The sequence below is a fragment of the Streptomyces sp. NPDC044921 genome (assembly GCF_056432865.1).
Genome location: NZ_JBWKIF010000017.1, coordinates 128,805 through 148,604 on the forward strand (window position 1 = coordinate 128,805; position 19,800 = coordinate 148,604).

13 protein-coding genes are annotated in these 19,800 nt (G+C 73.9%); 11 read left to right on the plus strand and 2 right to left on the minus strand.

Annotation, left to right across the window (positions count from 1 at the left end):
- The first annotated feature begins 3 nt into the window (after positions 1-3).
- The 8 genes from AC07DA_RS25595 to AC07DA_RS25630 all read left to right on the plus strand — a co-directional run bounded on the left by AC07DA_RS25595 (position 4) and on the right by AC07DA_RS25630 (position 14,247).
- Positions 4-1,419 carry an ABC transporter substrate-binding protein gene (locus AC07DA_RS25595; protein ID WP_479130535.1) on the plus strand — a complete coding sequence of 472 codons (1,416 nt, stop codon included), beginning with the start codon at positions 4-6 and terminating at the stop codon, positions 1,417-1,419.
- Between the two features lie 4 nt (positions 1,420-1,423).
- Positions 1,424-2,770, plus strand: coding sequence for a carbohydrate ABC transporter permease (locus tag AC07DA_RS25600; RefSeq protein WP_479130536.1), 1,347 nt, complete (start codon positions 1,424-1,426; stop codon positions 2,768-2,770).
- Positions 2,767-3,681: a carbohydrate ABC transporter permease gene (locus tag AC07DA_RS25605; RefSeq protein ID WP_479130537.1), complete on the plus strand. Its 915-nt coding sequence runs from the start codon at positions 2,767-2,769 to the stop codon at positions 3,679-3,681. Before AC07DA_RS25600 ends, AC07DA_RS25605 begins: the two co-directional genes overlap by 4 nt.
- Positions 3,682-3,823: 142 nt before the next feature.
- Entirely contained in the window at positions 3,824-6,091 is a 2,268-nt protein-coding gene (locus AC07DA_RS25610) for a bifunctional glycosyltransferase/CDP-glycerol:glycerophosphate glycerophosphotransferase (RefSeq protein ID WP_479130538.1), read from the plus strand.
- A 237-nt stretch (positions 6,092-6,328) separates the two neighbouring features.
- Positions 6,329-8,527, plus strand: a complete 2,199-nt coding sequence (locus AC07DA_RS25615; RefSeq protein WP_479130539.1) for a bifunctional glycosyltransferase/CDP-glycerol:glycerophosphate glycerophosphotransferase — start codon at positions 6,329-6,331, stop codon at positions 8,525-8,527.
- A gap of 8 nt (positions 8,528-8,535) precedes the next feature.
- Entirely contained in the window at positions 8,536-10,776 is a 2,241-nt protein-coding gene (locus AC07DA_RS25620) for a bifunctional glycosyltransferase/CDP-glycerol:glycerophosphate glycerophosphotransferase (RefSeq protein ID WP_479130540.1), read from the plus strand.
- Positions 10,773-12,578, plus strand: a complete 1,806-nt coding sequence (locus AC07DA_RS25625; protein WP_479130541.1) for an arabinofuranosyltransferase AftB family protein — start codon at positions 10,773-10,775, stop codon at positions 12,576-12,578. Before AC07DA_RS25620 ends, AC07DA_RS25625 begins: the two co-directional genes overlap by 4 nt.
- A gap of 109 nt (positions 12,579-12,687) precedes the next feature.
- Positions 12,688-14,247 (plus strand): hypothetical protein, encoded by a 1,560-nt coding sequence (locus tag AC07DA_RS25630; protein ID WP_479130542.1) that lies wholly within the window; start codon positions 12,688-12,690, stop codon positions 14,245-14,247.
- A gap of 13 nt (positions 14,248-14,260) precedes the next feature.
- On the opposite strand, the gene AC07DA_RS25635 is transcribed toward AC07DA_RS25630, so the two are convergent.
- Entirely contained in the window at positions 14,261-14,674 is a 414-nt protein-coding gene (locus AC07DA_RS25635) for an organic hydroperoxide resistance protein (protein ID WP_383335826.1), read from the minus strand.
- A gap of 121 nt (positions 14,675-14,795) precedes the next feature.
- Here AC07DA_RS25635 and AC07DA_RS25640 point away from each other — a divergent pair, with 121 nt between their 5' ends.
- Entirely contained in the window at positions 14,796-15,284 is a 489-nt protein-coding gene (locus AC07DA_RS25640) for a MarR family winged helix-turn-helix transcriptional regulator (protein ID WP_479130543.1), read from the plus strand.
- Here the strand turns inward: AC07DA_RS25640 and AC07DA_RS25645 are convergent.
- Complete coding sequence (locus AC07DA_RS25645) at positions 15,214-16,752, minus strand: glycosyltransferase family 39 protein (protein ID WP_479130567.1); 1,539 nt, start codon at positions 16,750-16,752, stop codon at positions 15,214-15,216. The genes AC07DA_RS25640 and AC07DA_RS25645 overlap by 71 nt on opposite strands.
- Before the next feature lie 157 nt (positions 16,753-16,909).
- Here AC07DA_RS25645 and AC07DA_RS25650 point away from each other — a divergent pair, with 157 nt between their 5' ends.
- Both AC07DA_RS25650 and galE read left to right on the plus strand, forming a co-directional pair.
- The gene (locus tag AC07DA_RS25650; protein WP_479130544.1) at positions 16,910-18,568 is read left to right on the plus strand and encodes a glycosyltransferase family 2 protein; all 1,659 of its coding nucleotides are present in this window, start codon (positions 16,910-16,912) and stop codon (positions 18,566-18,568) included.
- A 96-nt stretch (positions 18,569-18,664) separates the two neighbouring features.
- Positions 18,665-19,645 (plus strand): UDP-glucose 4-epimerase GalE, encoded by a 981-nt coding sequence (gene galE, locus AC07DA_RS25655; protein ID WP_479130545.1) that lies wholly within the window; start codon positions 18,665-18,667, stop codon positions 19,643-19,645.
- The last annotated feature ends 155 nt before the right edge of the window (positions 19,646-19,800 follow it).

The window sequence follows — 19,800 nt, forward strand, 5'->3', positions numbered from 1 at the left end:
GTCATGCGCATGACGAGCAGCACCATCCGGAAACGCTGGTCGCCCGAGCGGGACAAGGCGACCCCCCACAGCCGCAGAGCCACCAGGGCCGCGGCGGCCGTCGCCGCGGGAGCGCTCGCGCTCTCGCTCGCCGCCTGCGGAGGCGACGACGGCAACGACAGCAGTGCAGACACGGGCAACTCCGAGGAGACCGCCGGCAACGTCACCCTTCCGAAGCTCGACGGGACGAGCCTGGAGATCGCCGCCGTCTGGACCGGTACCGAACAGGCCAACTTCAAGAAGGTCCTGGCGGAGTTCGAGAAGCGCACGGGCGCCAAGGTCACGTTCGTGCCCGCCCAGGACCCCATCATCAACTTCATCGGCTCGAAGGTGGCCGGCGGGCAGCCGCCGGACATCGCGATGCTGCCGCAGCCGGGCGCCATCAAGCAGGCCGTGGACCGCGGCTGGGCCAAGCCGCTCGGGGCCGAGGCCCAGAAGGAGCTCGGCGAGAACTACTCGCAGGGCTGGCAGGACATCGGCAAGGTCGACGGCAAGCAGTACGGTGTCTACTACAAGGCCGCCAACAAGTCCCTGATCTGGTACAACAACCAGGTCTTCGAGAACGCCGGGGCGAGCGAGCCCGAGACCTGGCCGGACCTGCTGAAGACGGCCCAGACGGTCTACGACTCCGGCGTGACCCCGTTCTCCGTCGGCGGCGCCGAGGGCTGGACGCTGACCGACTGGTTCGAGAACGTCTACCTCTCCCAGGCCGGCCCGGAGAAGTACGACCAGCTGGCCAAGCACGAGATCAAGTGGACGGACCCGTCCGTGAAGGACGCGCTGACCACGCTCGCGCAGGTCTGGGGCAAGGCGGACTACATCGCGGGCCAGGCGAACGGCGCGCTGCAGACCGACTTCCCGGCCTCCGTCACGCAGGTCTTCACCGGCGGGGACCAGCCCAAGGCGGCCATGGTCGCGGCGGGCGACTTCGCGCAGGTCAACATCCCCGAGAACATGAAGGTCGGCACGGACGCGAAGGTGTTCCCGTTCCCGGCGGTCGGTGACAACGGGCCGGTGGTCTCGGGCGGCGACGCGGCCGTGATCCTGGAGGACTCGAAGGGGGCGCAGGCCCTGGCCACCTGGCTCGCCTCGCCGGACGCGGCGACGATCCAGGCCGAGCTGGGCGGCTACCTCTCGCCGAACAAGAACGTGGAGAACTCCGCGTATCCGAACCCGGTGCAGCAGAAGATCGCCAAGGCGCTCGTCGACGCCGGTGACGACTTCCGCTTCGACATGTCCGACCAGGCCCCGCAGGCCTTCGGCGGCACGCCCGGCAAGGGTGAGTGGAAGATCCTCCAGGACTTCCTGAAGAACCCGAAGGACGTGGCGGGCACGCAGGCGAAGCTGGAGGCCGAAGCGGCCGCGGCGTACGGGAACTGACGTCATGGCGTCGGCCACGGCGGCAGGGGGCGTCACGCCCCCTGCCGCTCCCAAGTCGCGCAAGAGCGTGACCGGCACGCGCAAGGTCGTCGCGGCGCTGTTCCTGCTGCCCGCGATCGTCCTGCTCGGCGCGCTCGTGGTGTACCCGATCGGGTACTCGGTGGTCCGCAGCTTCTACGACCAGTCCGGCGACGGCTTCGCCGGCGTCGACAACTACAAGGCCCTCTTCACCGACGAGGGCATCCGCACCGCCCTGAAGAACAACGTCTTCTGGGTGGTGTTCGCGCCGACGGTCGCGACGGCCCTCGGCCTGATCTTCGCGGTGCTGACCGAACGGGTGCGCTGGGGGACGGCGTTCAAGCTGGTCGTCTTCATGCCGATGGCGATCTCGATGCTGGCCGCGGGCATCATCTTCCGCCTGGTGTACGACCAGGACCCGGACAAGGGCGTGGCGAACGCGGTCTGGGTGGGCGTGCACGACACCTTCGCCCAGTCGTCGGCGTTCCCCAAGGCCCACCCGGGCCGGGAGTCGCCGCTGGAGCCGGCGGGCGGGGGCGCGTTCATCACCAAGTCGCCCGTCCGCGCGGGCGATCCCGTCGCGCTTCCGCTGGTGGGCGTGGCGCCGGACCTGATGCCGGACGACGCGAAACCGGCGGCGGCGCCGAAGCCCGAGCCGGACAAGGTCACCGGCACGACCTGGCAGGACTTCACGCGCGGCAAGGGCGTCGGCACGCTCAACCGCGTCGACGCGTCCGAACTGGGCTATGCCGGGATGCGGATCGAGGCCGTGAAGGACGGCAGGGTCGTGGCCTCCACCACGGCCGGCGACGACGGCACCTTCACGCTGCCGGCCTCCGCCGACGGGGCTCAACTGCGCCTCCCCGACAGCAACTTCAAGGAGCCGTACAACGGCCTGGACTGGCTCGGCCCGTCCCTGGTCACCCCGGCCATCATCGGCGCGTACATCTGGATGTGGGCGGGCTTCGCGATGGTGCTGATCGCGGCCGGGCTCGCGGGCGTGCCCCGGGAGCTGCTGGAGGCCGCCCGGGTCGACGGCGCCACGGAGTGGCAGGTGTTCAGACGGGTCACGGTGCCGCTGCTGGCGCCGGTCCTCGCGGTCGTCACCGTCACGCTGATGATCAACGTGCTGAAGATCTTCGACCTGGTCTTCATCATCGCCCCCGGCTCCGCCCAGGACGACGCGAACGTGCTCGCCCTGGAGCTGTACCGCAAGGGCTTCTCCGAGGACCAGCCGGGCATCGCCAGCGCCATCTCGGTGTTCCTGCTGCTGCTGGTGATCCCGGTGATGTGGTTCAACGTGCGTCGGCTGAGGCGGGAGGTGCGGCGATGACCGCGGACGCGGGCGTTCGGCCCGGCAAGGCGGCGCGGCCCACCGGCTCGGCGAAGGCGAAGCACTCGCTGGCGTCCCGGCTGGTCGAGGGGGTCAGCGGCGGCCTGGTGCGGGTGTTCCTCATCCTGGTCGGCCTGTTCTGGCTGGTGCCGACGATCGGCCTGCTGCTGGCCAGTCTCCGCTCGCCGGAGGACATCGCGGCGAGCGGCTGGTGGAAGGTGTTCACCGAGCCCTCGCAGATCACCTTCGACAGCTACGCCAAGCTGCTGGAGAACGACGACATCACCAGCAGCCTGCTGAACACCGTGTGGATCACCGTCCCGGCGACCCTGCTGGTGGTGATCATCGGCTCGCTGGCGGGCTACGCCTTCGCCTGGATGGAGTTCCCCGGCCGGGACTGGTGGTTCCTGGGCGTGGTCGGCCTGTTGGTCGTGCCCGTGCAGGTGGCGCTGATCCCGATCGCCGAACTCTTCGGCAACATCGGCATCTTCGGCTCGGTGCTCGGCGTGGTGCTCTTCCACGTCGGCTTCGGACTGCCGTTCGCGGTGTTCCTGCTGCGGAACTTCTTCGCGGAGATCCCGCGGGAGCTGCTGGAGGCCGCGCGCCTGGACGGGGCGGGTGAACTGCGCCTGTTCTTCCGCGTCGTGATGCCGCTGGGCGGTCCGGCGATCGCCTCGCTGGGCATCTTCCAGTTCCTGTGGGTGTGGAACGACATGCTGGTCGCGCTGATCTTCTCGGACTCCGGCAGCCAGCCGATCACGGTCGCACTCCAGACGCAGGTACGGCAGTTCGGCAACAACATCGATGTGCTGGCGCCCGGCGCGTTCATCTCGATGGTGGTCCCGCTGGCCGTCTTCTTCGCGTTCCAGCGGCAGTTCGTGTCCGGTGTCATGGCGGGCGCGGTCAAATAACGCTCAGGGCACGGTGGTTGGAGGGGCGGTCCGGGTGCGGTCCGCCCCTCCGGCGTTCCCCCGGATGCCGTAGCCGCCGTAACCAACATGCCCCACCGGCCGTTCCCGGGCCGAACGCCCGCGCCGACCGATGGATGGCCTCTTGCCCAGGTTCAGTGTCATTGTCCCCGCGTACCAGGTTCAGGCGTACCTGCACGAGTGCCTCGAATCGGTGCTCTCCCAGTCCTGTCCCGATCTGGAACTGATCGTCGTCGACGACTGCTCGCCGGACGCGTGCGGAGCGATCATCGACGAGTTCGCCGCCCGTGACGCGCGCGTGCTCCCCGTCCACCTGCCGGAGAACGTCGGCCTGGGCCGCGCGAGGAACGCCGGCGCGGCCCGCGCGAGCGGCGACTACCTGCTGTTCCTCGACAGCGACGACACCCTCACGCCCGACGCGCTGCGCGCCGTCGCCGACCGGCTGAAGGAGACGGGCGATCCGGACGTCCTGGTCTTCGACTACGCGCGCACCTACTGGACGGGCGAGGCGGTCCGCAACCAGGCGGCCCTGCAGCTGACCGAGCAGGGCCCGGCCCCCTTCCGCCTGGAGGACCGGCCGGGCCTGCTGCGGCTGCTGATGGTCGCCTGGAACAAGGCCTACCGGCGGGAGTTCGTCGAGGAGCAGGGATTCGCCTTCCCGCCCGGCCTGTACGAGGACACGCCGTGGACGTACCCGGTGCTGATGACCGCGGAGTCGATCGCGACGCTGGACCGGGTCTGTGTGCACTACCGGCAACGGCGTCTCGGCAGCATCCTGCGCACCACCAGCGAGCGCCACTTCGACGTCTTCGAGCAGTACGACCGGGTGTTCGCGTTCCTGGACGAGCGGCCCGGACTGGCCCAGTGGCGGCCGGTGCTGTTCCGCCGCATGGTGCACCACCTGGCGATCGTGTACTCGCGGCGGGACCGGCTGCCGCAGGGCTCGCGCGCCGCCTTCCTGCGCCGGGCCCGCGCCCACTACCGCCGCTACCGCACCCCCGGCGTCCCGGTCCCGCTGCGCGCCCGGGTGCAGCACGTCCTGATCCGCTTCGGTCTGCACCGGACCTACCGGTCCCTCCAGGTGGCGTCGGCCGTGCACCGCCGCCTCTCCCGGGGCACGGGAAAGCTGCTGCGGGGCCTGCGGGCGGCCGCCCTGCGCGGCCACTACCGGGTGCAGCGCTGTCTGCCGCTGCGCGCCGACCGGGCCGTCTTCGCCGCCGACGACGGCCGCGGCCACGGCTGCGACCCGGGCGCACTGGAGACGGCCTTCCGCGACCTGGCACCGCACATCCGCACGGCGTGGATCGCCCGCCCCGAGCACCACCACACGATCCCGCCCGGCCCGCGCCGCCTCGTCCCCGGCACCGCCGCCTACTGGACGGCGCTCGCCCGCTCCCGGTACCTGGTCGCCAACACCGACTTCGACCCCGGCCTGGCCAAGCGCCGGGGCCAGGTGCTGATCCAGACCGGGCAGGGCACCCCGCTGGGCCACATCGGCCTGGACCTCCAGGAGCGCCCGGCGGCCGCCCGGGGCCGGGACTTCGCCCGGCTGCTCAGGGACGTCGACCAGTGGGACTACGTGCTGTCCGCCAACCGCCACACCACCCTGACCCACGAGCGCGTGCACCCCGGCCGCTACACCACGCTGGAGTACGGCCACCCCCGCAACGACGTGTTCCTGACCGCCACCGAGGCGGACGTGACGCTGCTGCGCGCCTCGCTCGGCATCCCGGAGGGCACGGTGGCGATCCTGTACGCGCCGACCCACCGCGACTACCGCCGCTCCCCCTACCGCAGCCTCGACCTGCAGCGGATCGCGCGCCGCCTGGGGCCGCGCTTTGTCGTCCTGGCCCGCGGCCACCACGCCTACGACGCCCCGCTGGCCACGACCGGCGGCCGGGTCCTCGACGTCAGCGACCACCCGAGCGTCCAGTCCCTCTGCCTGGCCTCCGACGCCCTGGTCACGGACTACTCGTCGCTGATGTTCGACTACGCCAACCTGGACCGGCCGATCGTGATCCACGCCGACGACTGGGAGGCGTACGAGGCGGCCCGCGGCACCTACTTCGACCTGCGCGCCTTCCCGCCCGGCGCGGTCGCGCGCGGCGAGGACGAGCTGATCGACATCTTCGCCACCGGCCACTGGCGCGGCTCCCGGTCGGCGCAGTTGCGCGCGGCGTTCCGCGAGCGGTTCTGCACCCACGACGACGGCCGGGCCGCCGAGCGGGTCGTCCGCCGGATCGTCCTCGGGGAGACGGAGCTGCCGCCGGTGGTGCCGCTCGGCGAGCGCCGGCCGGTGCCGTCGGCGGCGTCCGCGCTGACGCGTGAGCCGCTCGCCACGGTGCCGCACCCGGCCGGGGCGCCCGCGACCGCCGTCACCGAACGCCTCTGACCACGGTTCTCACCCCGGGGAGTCCCATGCCCTCCAGCCCGTCGCGGCCGACGCCCAGCCGTCCGCCTTCCTGGCGCCCGTCCGGACGCCCGGGCCGCCCGCGCGCGGGCTGAGACGGCCGGGCCGCCCCCTCCCCGCTCCCGCGGCACCGGGCCGGCGGAAGCAGCAGTCCCCGACAACACCAGATCCCGACAGCAGCAGACCCCGACAGCAGCAGATCCCGACCGAAAGAGCAGAATGCCCCGCTTCAGCATCGTCGTCCCGTCCCATGGCGTCGCGGGCCGGCTGTCCCAGGCGCTGGACTCGATCCTCGCCCAGTCGTGCGGCGACTTCGAGCTGATCCCGGTGTGCGACGCACCCGACGCGCCGGCGGCGGACGTCGTCGCCGGGTACGCCGAGCGGGACTCCCGGGTGACGCCGGTGCACTCGCCGCCGTCGGCCGGGCTGGCCGGGGCGCGCAACACCGGGCTGCGGGCGGCGGTCGGCGGCCACGTGCTGTTCCTCGACGGCGACGACGTCCTGGTCCCGGGGGCGCTGGCGGCGCTGGACGCCAGGCTGGGCGAGACGGGTGACGTGGACGTGCTGTACTTCGAGCACGAGCGCGCCCCCTGGTGGGAGGGCGAGCCGACCAACCCGGCCGCGCCCCTGCTGGCCGGGACGCCGCAGGGGGCCTTCGCCCCGGGTGCGGCCCCGCGGCTGACGGGCGTGGCGCTCCCGGCGTGGAGCGCGCTCTACCGCCGGGCCTTCCTCACCGAACGGGACCTGGCCTTCCCCGGCGGCCACTTCACCGACGTCGGGTTCGGCGGCCTGGTCGCCCTGCGGGCGGAGCGGGTGGCGGCCCTGCGCTCGGTCGTGGTCCGGCACCTGGTGCGCCGGCAGGGCAACCGGCTGAACCTGCCGGGCGAGCACCACGCCGAACTGCTCGACCAGGCCGAGCTGGTGCTGACCGAGGCGGCGGAGCGGGACCTGCCCGCGCAGCGGCTGGAGCCGCTGTTCGAGCAGCTGTTCGCCGCCGTGCTGAAGACGGCCGCGCACCCGCGGCGGCTGCCGGCCGGGCGGCGTGCCTTCTTCAAGCGGGCGAGCGCGCTCTACCGGCGGCACCGCCCCGCCGGGCACCGGGCACCCGACGGCAGCCTCGGCGTCCAGCACCGGCTGCTGGCGTCCGGCTCCTACGCGGCGTTCCGCGTACTGCGCGCCGCGAACCGGAGGGCCGCGGCGGCCACCGCGCTGCTCCCCCGCCCGCGCGGGCTGCGCACCCGCCTGCGGTACGCGGTGCGGCTGCGCCTCCCGCTCGACCCGAACCTGGTCGTGTACTGCGCGTACTGGGGCCGCGGCTACGCCTGCAACCCGGCCGCGATCCACGCCAAGGCCCGCGAACTCGCCCCGCACCTGCGGGCGGTGTTCTTGGTGGAGCCGGACGCGGTGGCGACCATGCCGCCGGACGTGGAGTACGCGGTGATCGGCAGCCGGAAGTACTGGGAGGTGCTGGCCCGCGCGAAGTACCTGGTCAACAACGCCAACTTCGCGGACGCGGTGGTCAAGCGCCCGGGCAGCGTGCACCTGCAGACGCAGCACGGCACGCCGCTGAAGAAGATGGGCGCCGACCAGTCGACGTACCCGGTGGTGGCGGCGGCGACCGGGAGCTTCGCCAGGCTGCTGGCCCGGGTCGACCGCTGGGACTACAACCTCACCTCCAACCGCCACTCCACCGAGATGTGGGAGAGCGCCTTCCCCGGCGCGCACGAGACGCTGGAGTACGGCTATCCGCGCAACGACGTCTACTGCACGGCCTCCGGCGAGGACGTCGCCCGCGTCCGCAAGGAACTGGGCGTCCCGGACGGCAAGAAGGCGCTGCTCTACGCCCCCACCCACCGCGACTACGCCACCGGCTTCGCGGCCGGCCTGGACCTGGCCGAGTTCTGCGAGGCGATCGGCGACGAGTACGTCGTGCTGCTGCGCGCCCACTACTACTACGACCGGGGCACGTCCCGGGGCGGCGGCCGGATCATCGACGTCACCGGGCACCGCTCCTCGGAGGACGTGTGCCTGGCGGCCGACGCGCTGATCACCGACTACTCGTCGATCATGTTCGACTACGCCAACCTGGACCGGCCGATCGTCGTGTACGCCGACGACTGGGACGTCTACCGGGAGACCCGGGGCGTGTACTTCGACCTGATGGAGTGCCCGCCCGGCCGGGTCGCCCGGACACCGGAGGAACTGGCGGCCGTCTTCCGCGACGGCGGCTGGGCCGACGCGTCCGCCACCGCGCTGCGGGCCGCGTTCCGGGAGCGGTTCTGCCAGTTCGACGACGGACGGGCCGCCGAGCGCGTGGTGCGCCGGGTGCTGCTGGGCGAGCCGCCCGAGGCGCTCCCGCCCGTGCTCCCGCTCGCCGAGCGCGTCCCGGCCCCCGCCGCCACCCTCACAAGGAGCTGACCGTAGAAGTGCCCCGCTTCAGCATCATCGTCCCCGTCTACAACGTGCAGGGCTTCCTGCGCGAGTGTCTCGACTCGGTGCTCGGCCAGTCGTACGGCGACTTCGAGGTGATCGCCGTGGACGACCGCTCGCCGGACGGCAGCGGCGCGATCCTCGACGAGTACGCCGCCCGCGACGACCGGCTGCGGGTGCTGCACCTGTCCGAGAACGTCGGTCTGGGCCGGGCCCGCAACGCCGGTCTCGCCGAGGCGGCCGGCGACTACGTCCTGTTCCTCGACAGCGACGACCACTACACACCGGGCCTGCTGGCGGCCGTCGCCGCGCGCCTGGAGGCGACCGGGGACCCCGACATCCTGGTCTTCGACCACGTGCGCACCCACTGGTGGGGCCGGGGCGGGCGCAGCGAGGCGGCGGACCTGCTGGCCGCGGCGGGTCTGGACACCTTCTCGGTCAGGGAGAGCCCGCAGTACCTGAACCTCTTCCTGGTGGCCTGGAACAAGGCCTACCGGCGCTCCTTCTTCCAGGGGCACGGCCTGGAGTACGCGCCGGGACTGTACGAGGACGCGCCGGTCACCTACCGGTCGATGGTGCTGGCCGAGCGCATCGCCTGCCTGGACCGGATCGGCGTGGAGTACCGGCAGCGCCGGCAGGGCGCGATCACCAGGACGCCGGGCCGCCGGCACTTCGAGATCTTCGCGCAGTACGAGGGCCTGTTCGCGTTCCTGGAGCAGCGGCCCGACCTCGGCTGGGCGCGGCCGCTGCTGCTGCAGCGGGCCCTGGACCACATGCTGTTCGTGCTGGCCCGCGAGGACCGGGTGCGGCCGGCGGACCGGGGCGACTTCTACCGCGAGATCCGCTCCTTCCACCGCCGGCACCTGCCGGAGGGCGGCTTCCCGGTGCCGGACGGCTGGCGCGGGGCGGAGATGCGGCTGCTGGCGTCGGCGCCCTACCCGGCGTACGCGGCGGCGCGCGGACTGCGGGACCTGCGCGCCACCGCCGTGGGCGGGCGGCGGAAGGTGACCCGGACGGCGTCGGGGGCCGCCCTGCGCGGCTGGTACGGGCTCAAGTCGAGGCGTCCGCTCGATCCGCACCTGGCCGTCTACGCGGCGGCCCACCACCGCGGGATGTCCGGCGACCCGGCCGCGATCCACGCCAAGGCCCGCGAGCTCGCCCCGCACATCCGGGGCGTGTGGGTGGTGCGGGAGGACGCGGTGGAGGCGCTGCCGCCCGGCGTCGAGCACGTGACGCTCGGCTCGCGGCGCTACCACGAGGTGATGGCGCGGGCCACGTACTGGGTGAACAACGTCAACTGGCCCGGCACCCTCGCCAAGCGGCCCGGCAGCGTCCACATCCACACCCACCAGGGCACCCCGCTGAAGTTCATGGGCGCCGACCTGCTGACCAAGCCGGGTGCCCGGCACGGCTTCGACGTGCCGCAGATGCTGCGCCGGGCCGACCGCTGGGACTACAGCCTGGTGGCCGGGCGGCACGCGGAGCGGGCCTGGGAGCGGGCGTACCCGTGCCACTTCACGTCGCTGCGCACCGGCAGCCCCCGCAACGACGTACTGGTCGGGGCCGGTCCGGAGCGGGGCCGGGCGGTGCGCGAGCGGCTCGGCATCCCCGCCGGGCACACGGTCGTGCTGTACGCGCCGACCCGCCGCGACTACCGCAAGGGCGGCCACGTCGAACGGTTCGACCCGGCCCGGTTCGCCGCGGACCTGGGCCCCGGGCACACCCTGGTCGTCCGGCTGCACCCGTCGCTGGCCGGGGGTGTGGCACGCGGCCTGGGCCTGTCCGACCTGCACCGGCGGGGCGTGCTGGTGGACGCGACGGACGAGCCGCACGTCGAGGACGTGCTGCTCGCGTCGGACGTCCTGGTCACCGACTACTCGGCCCTGATGTTCGACTACGTCCTGCTGGACCGGCCGATCGTGGTGCACGCCGACGACTGGGGCGCGTTCGCGGCCAGCCGGGGCGCGTACTTCGACGTCACGGCCGACGCGCCCGGCCACGTGTCGCGTTCGTACCGCGAGCTGGCCTGGCTGTTCGCCTCCGGCACCTGGCAGGACGAGGAGGCGGCGCGGCTGCGCTCCGGTTTCCGGGAGCGGTACTGCGAGTTCGAGGACGGGCGGGCCGCCGAGCGGGTCGTCCGGCTGCTGATGCTGGGTGAGCGGGGCGGCGCGCTGCTGCCCGCGGCCCGCCGGACCGAGGGCGTTGCCGCCCGCCACGAGGCGCTGATCGACAGATGACGACACCCACCACCCCCGAGGCCGTACCCTCCCTGCCCGGTCAGCGGGCCGCCTCGGTCCGGCCGCCGGCCGCCGCCGAGCGGCTGACACCGGTGCACTGGTGGCACGCGGCCCTGGTCGCCGTGCCCACCGCGGCCCTGTTCGTGCTGGGCTACCGGCGCCGCTGGATCTGCGACGACGGGCTGATCTACCTGCGCCCGGTCCGGCAGATCCTGGCGGGCAACGGCCCCGTGTTCAACGTCGGGGAACGGGCGGAGAGCTCGACCGGCACCCTGTGGCAGTGGCTGCTGGCGCTGGCCACCTGGGTCACCGGCGAGGACCCCGCGTTCCTCGCGGTGGGCCTCGGCCTGCTGCTGAGCACGGCCGGGTTCGCGCTGGCGCTGTACGCGACCTGCCGGCTGCACCGGGGCGCGGGGCTGCTGCTGCCGGCCGGGGTGTTCGTGCTGCTGGCCGTGCCGCCGTTCTGGTCGTACATGACCTCGGGGCTGGAGAGCGGGCTCGGCGCGTGCTGGACCGGGCTGTCGTGGTGGCTGCTCACGCGCGTCCGGCGTGGTCGGCGGGGCCGGGAGACGTACCTCGCCGCGTTCGTGTTCGGGCTGGGGCCGCTGGTCAGACCGGATCTGGCGGTGGTGACGGCGTGCTTCCTGGCGGCGCAGTGGTGGGTGCTGCGGCCGTCCCGGCGGGGCGTGGCGGCGCTGCTCGCCTCGGCGGGCGCGGTGCCGCTGGCCTACGAGGTGTTCCGGGCCGGGTACTACGGGATCCTGGTGCCGCTGCCCGCCATCGCCAAGGAGGCGAGCGCCAGCGACTGGAGCCGGGGCGCCGGGTACGTGCAGGAGACGCTCGGGCCGTACTGGCTGTGGCCGGTCGTCCCCGTGCTGGGCGCGCTGGCCGCGCTGCTGGTGCGCCGCGCCCGCCGGCAGCGCGCGGAGCGGGCACCGGACCGCGTCTCACTCGCGGTGCTGCTGGCGCCCCTCGCGGCCGGTTCGCTGCTCGCCGGGTACGTCGTCCGCGTCGGCGGCGACTACATGCACGCCCGCATGATCCTCCCGGCGCTCCTGCTGCTGCTCCTGCCGGTGCTGGTCGTGCCCGCGAACCGGGTCACCGGTGCGGCGAGCGCCCTGCTGGTGGTGTGGCTGTGCGCGGCGGTCAGTCCGCTGCGGGCGCCGTTCGACGTGCGCAGCACGCCGGGCTCGTTCAACGTGCGCAGCTCCGACGTGGAGGGACTCGGCGACCACAACCCGGTGCGCACGGGCACCTGGGTGGAGAACTGGCCCGCCCTGCCGGAGGGCCGCCGCATGCTGGCCGAGGCCGTCCGCTCGCCGCGGCCGACGCTGCTGTACTTCGACGCCGGGCGGCGGCTGCACGCCACGCCGATGCGCGCCGACTCCCCCTACCACGTGGTGATCGTGGGGCGTCACCTCGGCGTCACGGGCGCGGCGGCACCGCTCGACGCCTATGTCAACGACGCCTGGGGGCTGGCCAGTCCGATCGGCGCGCACCTCGCGCTGGAGCGGTGGAGCTGGCCCGGGCACGAGAAGTTCCTGCGCAACCACTGGGTCTTCGCCGAGTGGGCGGTGCGGCATCCGCCCCACCGCGACCTGCTGCGCGCCGGGGCCACGCGGGAGGCGGTCGAGGCGGCCCGGGCGGCGCTGGGCTGCGGGCGGCTCGCCGAGCTGAAGGAGTCGGTGCGCGCGCCGCTCACCGCCGAGCGGTTCTGGCAGAACCTCACCGGGTCCGTCGAGCGGACGCGGTTCCGGTTCGCGCGCTGGCCCGCCACGGCGGAGACGGCGCTGTGCGACTGAGCTGACGGCAGGTGGGCGTAGCCGCCTCACCCGATGAAGTGATCCGCCGTCAGGGCGTGCGTAGGGCCGGGAACATTCGGCGCATGCCCCAGACCCTTCCCCCTCTCCTGTGAGCGCCCCGGTCCTCGTCCGGCGGGCCGTGCGCGGCGCGACGGCGCTGCGCGGCGGCCGGCTGGGACGGCCCACCCCGTACCAGTTCTACGGCGCCCTGTTCTGGCTCGTGCTGACGCTGGCGTACTGGCGGGTGCCGCTGTGCTGCGACGCCGGGCAGCACGCGGCGGTGATCGAACGTCTCAGGGACGACCTGCTGCACCCGGCCCACACCATGGCGGACCTGCCGGGCGAGGGCAGCCCCTACTACGGCCCGTACGCCGTCGCGCAGGGCGTGCTGGCACGGCTGACGGGACTGTCCGGCTGGGCGGTCGTGAAGCTCGCCGGGCCGGTCCACCTGCTGGTGCTGCTCTCGGGGCTCGGCCGTTTCGTGCGGAGCCTGACCGCACGCCCCTGGGCGCCGGTGCTGGCGCTGCTGTTCATGACGCTGCTGTGGGGCACCACGCGGATCCTGTGGAGCGGCTACCTCGGGCTGATGTCGATGACGACGAACCTGGGCTATCCGTCCGCGCTGGCCATCGGCCTGACCTTCTGGGCGTGGGCCTGGACGGGCACCCGCGCCCGGGAGGACGTCCCGGCCGTGCGGTTCGTCGGCCCGAGCGGGCTCGGCGGCTGGTGGGGGTACGCCTGGATCGGCGTCCTGTACGCGCTGATCCTGCTCACGCATCCGGTCACGGCCGCGTCGGCGCTCACCGGGGCGGTGGCGATCGTGGCGTCCCGGCAGCGCGGCTGGCGCCGGCCGGTCGCGGCCCGTTGGGCGCTGGCCGCCGCGGCCTGTGCGGCGGCGGCCCTGGCGTGGCCGTACTACGACGTGCTGGAGCTGGTGGGCGACACCGGCATGGACGCGATGCACCGGCAGCTGTACGAGCGGATGCCCGCCAACTCCTGGCTGGCGCTGCTCGGCCTGCCCGCGCTGTGGCTGCGGGCGCGGCGCTCGGCGCGTGACCCGCTGGTGTGGATGTTCGCGCTGGAGTGCCTGCTGGTGGCGTACGGCTGGGTGAGCGGGCACTACACGTACGCCCGTGCCCTGTGGGCCGTGCTGGTGCCGCTGCAGTTCGCCCTGGCGGTGGAGCTGGCGGCGCCACGGCCCTGGCACAGGGCGCGCGGAGTGCTGGGCGCCGTGGCGGCGGCCGGGGTGTGCACCGGGTTCCTCACCGTGCACGCCGGGGCGGTCGTGCCGCGCTCGGTCGACCCGGTGGGCTTCGCGCAGCCGACGCGCTGGCCGTCGTACGCGTGGGCGGCGCGCCACATCGGCCGGGGCGAGGTGGTGATCACCGACGGGTACTTCGCGAGCCACGCCCTCGCCGGCCACGGACCGAACCTCGCCGCGCCCATCTGGCCCGACCCGGCCCTGGCCGAGACGGAGCGCAAGCGCCGGGCGGCCGACGTGCGCGCCTATCTCGCCCACGACTCGACCCGCGCCGAGCGGGCCGCCGTCGTCCGCCGCTACCACGTGCGCTGGCTGCTGCTGACGCGCTGGCACCCGGTGCCCGAGGAGGCCGTGGTGGTGGCGTGGAGCGGACGGACGGGGGAGGTCCTGGCGCGGGTCGGGGAGTGACGCGCGGCGGTGCCTACTCGATGACGAGGTCGACGTCGATGTTGCCGCGGGTGGCGTTGGAGTAGGGGCAGACCTGGTGGGCCTGGTCGACCAGCTTGCGGCCGGTCGCCTCGTCCACGCTGTCGGGGAGCTCCACCCGGAGGGTGACCGCGAGCCCGAAGCCCTCGCCCTGCTTGCCTATGGAGACCTCGGCGGTCACGGCGGCGTCGCTGACGTCGACCTTGGCCTGGCGGCCGACCAGGCCGAGGGCGCTGCCGAAGCAGGCCGCGTAGCCGGCGGCGAAGAGCTGCTCGGGGTTGGTGCCCTGGCCGTTGCCGCCCATCGCCTGGGGCACGCCCAGGGCGAGGTCCAGCACGCCGTCGGAGCTGACGGCCCGGCCGTCACGGCCGTGGGTGGCGGTGGCGACAGCGGTGTAGAGCGCGTCCATGGAAAACCTTCCCTCTCGGTCGTCGTTCGGCGGCCCGCTTCCGGACCGCCTGACAGCAAGAATTAGAGCACACAATTAAGTTGTGCGCAATTGAATGGTGGGCGCGAGCTACTCTGGAGGCATGAACACGCAGGACGACGACTGGCTCCGCCTGGACCAGCAGATCTGTTTCTCCCTGCACGCGGCCTCCCGCGCCTTCAACGGCGTCTACCGCGGGATCCTCGGGGACCTGGGGCTCACCTACCCGCAGTACCTGGTGATGCTGGTGCTGTGGGAGCACGGCGAGCTGCCCGTGAAGAAGCTCGGCGAGCATCTGCGGCTGGACTCCGGCACGCTGTCGCCGCTGGTCAAACGGCTGGAGGCGGCCGGTCTGGTGCGCCGGGAGCGCAGCGCGCGCGACGAGCGGTCCGTGGAGGTGCGGCTCACCGAGGAGGGCACCGCGCTGCGGCGGCGGGCGCTGCAGGTGCCGCGCCGGATCGCCGCCTCGACGGGCTTCGACGCCGCCGAGATCCGTGCCCTGCGCGCCCGCCTCGACGAGCTCACCAGCGCGCTGGACGCGGCCGCGCTCGCGGAGTCGCCGGGCGGCTCACCGGCAGCCGGACCGTCGTAGCGAGGCCCGGCGGCACCTCGGCGGAGCGCCGCCGCACGTGCAGGCGCAGGACCACGTCGTCCCGGACGTGCTCCTCCCGGACGGTGAACTCCCTCGCCAGCACGTCCAGCTTGGTGCGCTCCACGGGATCGGCCGGTGACCAGCCCGGATCCAGCGCGTACCGCTCGGCGACCAGCCAGACGCGGTCCACCGGGGCGAGCCGCCGCCGCAGCTCCCCGGGAGTCGCCTCGCGCCCCCACAGCGTCCCGGACCGGGGCGCCGACTCCCGCAGCGCGATGTCCCGCACCCGGGCGAACCCCTTCGGATAGGCCAGCGCGGCGAGCCTGCCGACCGACGGCACGAACAGCACCGGGTCACCGGGACGCATCTGGCGGACGGCGAGCGCGGAGACCACGGCGAGGTTGTCCGGGCGGTGCGCGGCCGAGCGGTCCTGGCGGTGGACGGGCAACTGGTGCAGGAAGGTGGCGGTCAGGGCGAGGACGCCGGCGCAGCCCACCAGGGCGTGCGCCTGCCGGCCACCGATCCGCATCCGCCGCCCGTCGAACCGCACCCGCCCGAGCACCCCCGCCACCCGGTCGGCCCCGGCCGCGAGCAGCAGGGACCCGCCCGCCAGCGCGTAGAGCACGTACCGGTCGTGGAACAGCGGCCGGACCTGGGAGGCGGTCAGCAGGATGCCCGGGGGCACCACCAGCAGCGGCAGCGCGACCGCCGCCAGCCGCCGCGCCCGCAGCCCCACGGCCATCAGCAGCAGCGACCCCCAGAGGACCAGCCCGTCCGGGCCGGGCGCGACGTTCCGGGCCAGCTTCACGACCCGGTCCCAGCCCGGCGTCATCAGCCACGCCACCTGCCCGGCCTGCCCCTGCGACACCCACACCAGCGGCAGCAGGAGCACCACCGCCGCGCCCGCCGCGCGGCCCCAGCCGGACCACGTGCCGCGGGGCACCCGCCACAGGGCGAGGGTCAGGGCGTGCGCGCAGAGCACCACCACCGCGAACTCGTGCAGCAGGCAGCTCACACCGAGGACCGCCCCGTACGGCCACCACGCCCGGGCCCTCCCGTCGTCCACGGCCCGTACCAGCAGCAGCGTCGCCGCCGCCACGCCCGCCGCGACGAGCGCGTACGACCGCCCCTCCTGGGCGTAGTGGCCGGTCATCGGCGTGATCGCGTAGAGGACGCCGGCCCACAGGCCGACCCGGGGCCCGGCCAGCCGGACCCCCAGGGCCGCCACCAGGCCGGCGGTCGCCGTCGCCGCGGCGACGGACGGCAGGCGCAGCACGACCTCGTCCGGGTGAACGGCGAGGACGGCGTGCATGACCAGGTAGTACAGGCCGTGCACCGCGTCCACGTCGTGCAGCAGCCGCCAGATCTGCCCCACCGTGCGCTGCGCCACCTGGAAGGTGACGCTCTCGTCGCCCCACATGCCGCCGCGGTCCAGGCCCCACAGACCCATCGCGAGCATCACGGCCATGGGAACCGCCACGGGCGGCACGCGCGCGCCGAACCGGCCGCTCCCCCTCGCCTGTCCGATCGTCACGGCCCGATTCTGTGATATTAGGGGCGGTTCCATGACGCTTGATGGTGTGTTATCACTTTCATGTCATTCGCCCGGCTTACGATCCGCCGTGATGAACGCCGTGACGAACCCCGTGACGAACCCCGTGAGAGATGCCGCGACGGACGTGGCCGTCGTGGTCATCGGCTACGACGACGCCGCCCACGTGACGGACGCCGTGCGCTCGGCGCTGGACCAGGGCCCCGCCGTGCGGGAGGTCGTCGCCGTCGACGACTGCTCGGCGGACGGCAGCGCGGACCTGCTCGACCGGCTGGCCGCGTCGCAGCCCCGGCTGCGGGTGATCCGCCGGCGGGCCAACAGCGGCGGCTGCGGCACCCCGCGCAACACCGGGCTCGACGCGGTGACCTCGCCCTACGTGATGTTCCTCGACAGCGACGACGTCCTGCCGCCCGGCGCGGTCGACGCGCTGCTCGGGGCGGCGCGGGGCGCCCGCGCGGAAGTGGCGAGCGGCCTGTGCGTGCGCAGGGAACTGCCCTCCGGCCGCGAGGTCCCCTGGCAGGGCGGCCTCTACACCCACCACGCCGTGGTGCCGCGGCCCGCGCGGCGGCCCCGCCTGGTCCACGACACGCTCTGCGTCAACAAGCTGTACCGGACCGGCTTCCTGCACGAGCACCGCATCCGCTTCCCCGAGGGGCGCTTCCCCTACGAGGACGTCGTCTTCACCGCACGCGTCCTGGCCGCCGCCCCGCGCATCGCCCTGGTGCCGGACCGGGTGTACGTCTGGCACGTGCGGCGGTCCGCCGAGCGGCTGTCGATCTCGCTGGACCGGGCCGGCGTGGACAACTGGCGGGCCCGCACGCAGGCCTGCCGGCAGGCGTACGAGATCCTGCTGGGCGCCGGGCAGAAGGAACTCGCGCGGGCCGCGCGCGCCAAGTTCCTCGACCACGACCTGCGGATGTACCTGCGCGAACTGGGGTTGCGCGACACCGCCTACCGGCGTGCGTGGTGGGAGCTCACGCGGGCGCACCTGGCGGAGTACGACGCCGACGACTGGGCGCGCAACCCGGCCGCTCCCGGCCGGCTGGCCGGGCGGGTCGTCCTGGCCGCCCCGGAGCCGCGCGACCTGCCCCGGCTGCGGGAGCTGGCGGCCCGGCCGGCCCGGCTGTACCCGCCGTACGCCCGGGCCGCCGACGGCACGCCCGTCTGGTCCGGCGACCTCCCCCAGGTCCCCCTGGATCCCCTGCTGACCGCTCCGGTGCGGGCGCTGCCCCTCGCCGTCGACGCCGCGCTGCGGCCGCGCGCCCGCGGCACCCGGCTGCGGCTGCGCCTGCACGAGCTGTACGGACGGGTGGCGCAGGCGGGACCGGAGGCGGTGGAGGTGGAGTGGTGGCACCGGGACGACGGGGATGTGATGGTGCCGGGCGGGACCGCGGCGCTCGTGCCGGGTGACGGGTCCCGACCGACCGGGACCCCCGCCACCTGGTCGGCCGAGGCCGGGGTCGACCTGTCCGCGCTGGTCGCGCTCGGCGCGGGAACCTGGGACCTGCGCCTGCGGGTGCGCTTCCGCGACGGCGGGAGCCGGGAGGTCACGGCGCACGCGCTCACGGGCGCCGGTCTGCTGCGCCGCCGCGCCATCCCGAGCGCCCGGCGTGGCGTGGTACTCGTACAGCCGTACACCACCCACTCCGGTGCGCTGGCGCTGCGGGTGGCACCGGGCGTACGCGGAGTGCTGTCCGTCGTACGCCGGAGGCTGCGCCGCCTGCTTCACTGAGGGCACCACCACGCACCCACGGCCACGACGGCCAAGACGGCCGCGACGGACCAGCGCCACACCACCACGGGCCAACTGACGAGGGGACGGCCGCACATGACCTGGTTGATCACCGGCGGCGCCGGCTACATCGGCGCGCACGTCGTACGGGCGATGACCGCGGCGGGGGAACAGGCGGTGGTGTACGACGACCTGTCCACCGGCATCGCCGAGCGCGTGCCCGACGGGGTGCCGCTGGTGGTGGGCTCGACCCTGGACGGCGAGCGGCTCGCGCACGCCCTCGCGGACCACGAGGTCACCGGCGTGGTCCACCTCGCGGCGAAGAAGCAGGTGGGCGAGTCGGTCGAGCAGCCGCTGCGCTACTACCGGGAGAACATCGAGGGCCTGCGGATCCTGCTGGACGCGGTCACGGCGGCCGGGGTCGCGTCCTTCGTCTTCTCCTCCTCCGCCGCGGTCTACGGCATGCCCGACGTGGACCTGGTCACCGAGGAGACGCCCTGCGCGCCGGTGTCGCCGTACGGCGAGACCAAGCTGGCCGGCGAGTGGCTGGTGCGTGCGACGGGCCGGGCGACCGGGCTGGCCACCGCCTGCCTGCGCTACTTCAACGTGGCGGGCGCGGCGAGCCCGGAGCTGGCCGACACGGGTGTCTTCAACCTCGTGCCGATGGTCTTCGAGAAGCTCACGGAGAACGCGCCGCCGCGCGTCTTCGGCGACGACTACCCGACCCCGGACGGCACCTGCGTGCGGGACTACATCCACGTCGTCGACCTGGCCGAGGCCCATGTCGCCGCGGCCCGGGTGCTGCGCTCCGCGCCCGGCCGCGACCTCACGGTCAACATCGGCCGGGGCGAGGGCGTCTCCGTGCGGGAGATGATCGACCGCATCAACGCGGTCACCGGCTACGACCTGCCGCCCGAGGTCACCCCGCGCCGCCCGGGCGACCCGGCCCGGGTCGTCGCCTCCGCCGACCGCGCCGCCGCCGAACTGGGCTGGAAGGCCCGGCACGACGTCCAGGACATGATCGCCTCGGCGTGGCAGGGCTGGGTGCGCCTGCACCCGGAGGCAGCGCGGCACTGACCGGCCCGGATCGGACCGGCCGCGCGGTGCTGACCGGCCCGGTTCCGACCGGCCGCGCGGTGCTGACCGGCCCGGACCGACGCACGGTGCAGACCGCCCCGGATCGGACCGGCCGCGCGGCGCTGACCGCCCCGGATCGGACCGGCCGCGCGGGG